Below are 5,135 nucleotides of genomic sequence, written 5' to 3'. Positions count from 1 at the left end.
AATGACCAATGACCAATGACCAATGAACCATGAACCATGACCATTCAATGGTATCCCGGACATATTGCTAAAGCCGAACGGCAACTCAAGGAACAGCTCAAACGAGTGGATGTGGTGCTCGAAGTCCGGGATGCGCGGATTCCTCTTACCACTCATCATCCGCAAACCGCTGAGTGGGTGGGGAATAAAAGCCGAATCTTAGTGATCAACCGCATGGATCTGATTACACCCAAGATGCAGCAGTTGTGGACATCCTGGTTTCAAGAGCAAGGAGAAACGCCTTACTGGACAAATGCCCAGCAGGGGAAAGGGATTCGAGAGGTAGCCCAAGCCGCCCAGCAAACCGGAGTACAGATGAATCAACGGCGCAAAAATCGCGGGATGCAGCCTCGTCCGGTTCGTGCGGTAGTGATTGGTTTCCCCAATGTGGGTAAATCAGCTCTGATTAATCGACTTTTGGGGCGGCGTGTGGTGGACAGCGCTCGTCGTCCGGGTGTCACCCGTCAATTGCGGTGGGTGCGGATTAGCGATCAGATTGAACTGTTGGATGCGCCCGGTGTTATTCCCGCCAAGCTACAAAATCAAGAGGATGCTATAAAATTAGCCATCTGTGATGACATTGGTGAGGCGTCTTACGATAATCAGCGGGTTGCTTCTGGGTTTGTGGATTTGCTAAAACGATTGCCGGATCTTGCTACAGCCGATCGCACATCCACGTCTTCCTTACACAACCGTTATGATGTAGACCCAACGGGGATCACGGGTGAATCCTACTTACAAGACTTGGCACAGACGCGCTACCAAGGGGACGGGGAGCGTGCTGCCCGACAGTTATTGAATGATTTTCGCAAAGGACTACTCGGCGCGATCGCACTGGAATTGCCACCCTCGTAGAGACGCGCCATGGCGCGTCTCTACATTGCCATGGTTCGTCGGAAACATTAATGAATTTATGTTGTTTTACTCAGGGGTGGGGGGTAATACCCCTCATCGACTAAACTAAGATATAGTAAATGCACCCTAGACAAGCGCCCAGCGCGGGCGTTTTTCCTGTTCGCTGGGTAACAGTTCAGTGAAAAACTGTGACAAATTATTACGTTAATTAACGTAAAGATTTAAGACATATTGCTGAGGCAACTTAATAGACGGAGGAAAGAAAATTGAACAAGAGCACCGAAACCCATGATCAGGACTTACGCACAACCTCGCTTAGAGGGTTAACGATGAATCCTGCATACAAGCCAAACAGGATATCGGTAGCACAAAAGCGTAAGTCCTGTTTTTTTAGAACAGTACCGAAAGCATCTACCCTCGCCAATCCTTTCAGGTGTATCGTCTCAGTTAACTCGGAGAGTGATCAACTCTGGTAATGGTGTAATACTGTAATACCACAGATGCCGGGAACGGCTATAGTGGAAGGAATGGGCAATCCTGGTTAGCTCGACCACTCCGAATCAAAATAAAAAGCGGTTTTGGGAATTTAAGGAGTTTAACCCACGACATTTGTACAATCAGCTAACGCGAAGATTTCTCAATCAACAGTAGAAATTCAGCGTCCCGTCCTTGTACAACGGTAAACTCAATAATTTAAATCGACTAAAAAATGGTCAGTAAAATAGCGACGTTTAGACTTCCAGAACAACTAAGTCAGGAAATTCGCTCTCGGGCTGAGGCATCAGGTCGGGATCGGACGGCGGTTGTGATTGAGGCACTCAAGCAGGCATTTGGTTTCCCGCTTGATCAATCGCACTCAACAACGATTGAGGAACTTCAGGAACAACTCACTACATTAGACAAAAAATACCAGCAGTTAAAAGAACAGCTTAATCAACTCACACAAGAAACTCAGACAGCGAATCAACCCTATCAAGCGGTTCAGCCAGCCATTCCTGGCACGTTGGTAACCGGAACGATTAATCATCATCAAATTGGGGATACAGATCAAGCCTGGAACAGTCCTAGCCAAGTAAGCCAACTCGACCTGAATTATCCGATCATTGCCCAGGAACAGGATGAGTCAGAACTGCGGGAACTGACGACGCGGATTCAGCAGCAAGCGCGAATCTTTGACCAAGTTCTCTCAGCGTCTCCTGATCCCATCTGTGTCTTGGATCGCATGGGACGATTTACCTACGTCAATCTGGCGATCGCGCAACTATTTGGCTTGTCCCAAGCTGAAATTTTGGGCAAAACGGTGCAGCAGTTAAACCTACCACCTGAGGGATTTGAACTATTTAATAACCAACGGGAAGTTGTCTTCGCCACTCGACGCCCTTTGACCGATGAAATCAGTTACCCAACCCTTGGGGGTGTGCGTCATTACGAGTACATCCTAAGTCCGATTCTGGGTAACCACCATAGTGTGGAAGCGGTGATATGTACGGCTAGAGACATTACTGAACGCAAACGAGTTGAAGAATCCCTGCGGGAATCGGAAGCGAATTACCGTCACTTATTTGAATACGCCAATGATTCCATTTTCATTATTGATCTATCCACCAGTCGTATTTTAGATGCTAATCAGAATGCCTCTAGACGACTGGGATATACCCGCAAAGAATTGCTGAATCTGAAGACTCGCGATATAGATGTGCCGATTGGGGAGGATCGCCAACGGACAATCAGTCAACGGATGCAAGCAACGGGTAGTATTATTTTTGAACATGCACTGCGGCGTAAAGATGGTTCTGCGGTGCAGGTGGAAATTAGTTCTCGGGTAATTGAGTACCGCGATCGCTTAGTGTCGCTGAGTTTTGTGCGGGATATTACCAAACGCAAACAAGCTGAGGAACGGTTGCGGTTATTAGAGTCAGCGGTATTCAATGCCAATGATGCGATCGTGATCACCGAAGCCCAACCCATTGATAAACCCGGTCCGCGGATCGTTTATGTCAACCAGGGCTTTACTCGGATGACAGGGTACACTCCGGAGGAAGTGATTGGCAAAACACCGCGATTCTTACAAGGTCCCAAAACCGATCGCGTCCAAGCCGATAAAATTCGTGATACCCTATGCCGATGGGAACCCGTGCGGGCGGAATTGATCAACTATCGCAAAGATGGTTCCGAGTTTTGGGTAGAACTGAATATTGTCCCCGTGGTTGATGAAAATGGAGAATATACCCACTGGATGGCGATCGAGCGAGATATTAGCCAGCGCAAGCAGCTAGAAACCGCTTCAGCTAAACGCGATCAGGAACGCACCGCTCAACTATCTCAAGCGAATACCTTGCTACAAGAGCAATTGGCGAAACAGGAGCAAATGGTTGCCAATCTTCGCAGCCGTGAGGAACGCCAAGCGATCGCCTTAAAAGCGGGTAACGTGGGGATTTGGGATTGGAATCTGGAGAATGATGAATTCTACCTGGCGTCTAATTTGAAAACCATGCTGCGCTATGAAGATAACGAGATTATCAATACTAAAGCAGCTTGGTTAGACCTGATTCATCCTGATGATCGCCAACAGGTTGAAAATGAAATCAATGCTCATTTAGACGGGTCAACAACTCACTATGGCATGGAACACCGGATGGTGCAAAAAGATGGCACGATTCGCTGGTTTCTTTCCCGTGGTGTAGCGGTGCGAGATGCTAAGGATAAGCCTTATCGGTTGATTGGTTGTAGCGTCGATATCACTGAATATAAACAGATAGAGGATTAACGCTTACCATTCTCCTGCCTCCTGAGCATAACCCCGACTTCTTGAAGAAATCGGGGTTCTAAATAAATCAAAACTACAGATACGTCCTAGCAAAAGTGGGATTTAGTAAGATGAAGTTAGCTTCTTTTTAGTGAACCAGCCAGCGATAGCAAAAATACTCAGCCCCAATATTGAAGTCGGTTCAGGAACATTTTTCTCTTCAAAGCAACCAGGATCACTAGATGATTCCAAACAAACTGTCACCTTAGACACTCCCGATCCTTTCCGGCTACTACTAATCACTCGGTTAAAACCAGCATAGATATCATAGTTGACTGGACCTTGGCTATCAGGCTGACCATTTAAAGCGTAGAGATAAGGTGAATTCAGACTGTCGGATATTCCACTGTTGTTATCCCATCCCAGGTATTCATTACGAACCTCGAATGCAACAGTAGAGCCATCAGTGACAAAATTGTTCACCTGTTGTAGAGGTTCTATCCCTAACTCATTAGCTTTGTCATTACCATAGACAGTCAGTTGTGTATTCAAAATTTGCATTTCTGCGTCATTATACTGGCTAGATCCATCACCATCATAGCCATTGTTTGTAATTGAGTCACCAATGTTGACTGTCCACCCTTGAGGAGTGTCGTCGTATTCAACCATAAATTTAGCGACATCAAATCCGTTGGCGGGATCGAGATTAATTTTTAGAACCGTCTCTAACCAACTATCATTATTTGAATCGTTGGGTGTATCTTTGAAACTAATAAATGGGTTGGGAGGGAGTTCATAAGACGGATTTTTCAGATCGACTGAATATATAACCACTGCCTGAGCTGGATGAACTCCAACCGCAGCCAAACCTAAAACTGTGCCAGCCGTGGCAAGGGCTAATTTTTGGTAGATATTAGTCATTGTTCAAATTTCTCCTAAATTCAAGTTGAGTTGATTGATTTGGTAATCTTCTGTTGATATTTCGGTGGTATTTATCAAAGTTTCGCAATCCCAGCAAAATCGTTACAAACCTTGACATAAAACCCCAAAGGGTTGAAGATATCGTTGAACAAACAAGATTTCGTAGGGACACGGCATTGCCGTGTCCCTACATAAAAATGTCAGACTAACAATAATTATGTGTACTATTGATGCGAGTAGGCATTTTCTATTAAAATTGCATTTATTTCATCTAACAATTAGATAGACAATGCCTACTATACGGAGACGGCGATTGCTCAAGCGGGTTAATTGTTTGCCTCAGCTTTTCTTCTGCTTCCTCGACTGTTGCCGCTTGAATAAAGCACCAAAACCTAGAGCTGTAGCTGAACCGAGAATCGTTAGAGGTTCAGGGACGTCAGAAACCGTTAATTTGATATAGTCCACTGATGTATCGTCTTGGACAAAAACATCTAAGAAACCCTTTTGATTGATTGTTGAGAGCAGGTTACTTTCCGCTGGACTTTGACCCGGTGCTAAGGGAAGATTGGCTAGA

General features: G+C 45.7%; 4 protein-coding genes. 2 read left to right on the top strand and 2 right to left on the bottom strand.

The window, feature by feature from the left end:
- Nucleotides 1-36: 36 nt before the first annotated feature.
- Nucleotides 37-894, top strand: coding sequence for a ribosome biogenesis GTPase YlqF (gene ylqF / locus ACLFWI_RS26445; protein WP_446408677.1), 858 nt, complete (start codon nucleotides 37-39; stop codon nucleotides 892-894).
- A gap of 709 nt (nucleotides 895-1,603) precedes the next feature.
- Nucleotides 1,604-3,661, top strand: coding sequence for a PAS domain-containing protein (locus ACLFWI_RS26440; protein ID WP_446415397.1), 2,058 nt, complete (start codon nucleotides 1,604-1,606; stop codon nucleotides 3,659-3,661).
- 102 nt (nucleotides 3,662-3,763) lie between these two features.
- On the opposite strand, the gene ACLFWI_RS26435 is transcribed toward ACLFWI_RS26440, so the two are convergent.
- Together ACLFWI_RS26435 and ACLFWI_RS26430 are read right to left on the bottom strand one after the other, a co-directional pair.
- A complete protein-coding gene (locus ACLFWI_RS26435; RefSeq protein ID WP_446408679.1) occupies nucleotides 3,764-4,561 on the bottom strand; it encodes a PEP-CTERM sorting domain-containing protein in 798 nt (265 codons plus the stop codon).
- Nucleotides 4,562-4,900: 339 nt separating this feature from the next.
- The coding region (locus ACLFWI_RS26430) for a PEP-CTERM sorting domain-containing protein (protein ID WP_446415396.1) at nucleotides 4,901-5,135 on the bottom strand (235 nt) is incomplete at its 5' end.

It is taken from the genome of Coleofasciculus sp. (assembly GCF_046539235.1).
Lineage (GTDB): Bacteria > Cyanobacteriota > Cyanobacteriia > Cyanobacteriales > Coleofasciculaceae > Coleofasciculus.
The sequence above is the reverse complement of the archived record's forward strand: the minus strand, read 5'-3'. Positions and strand labels throughout refer to the sequence as shown.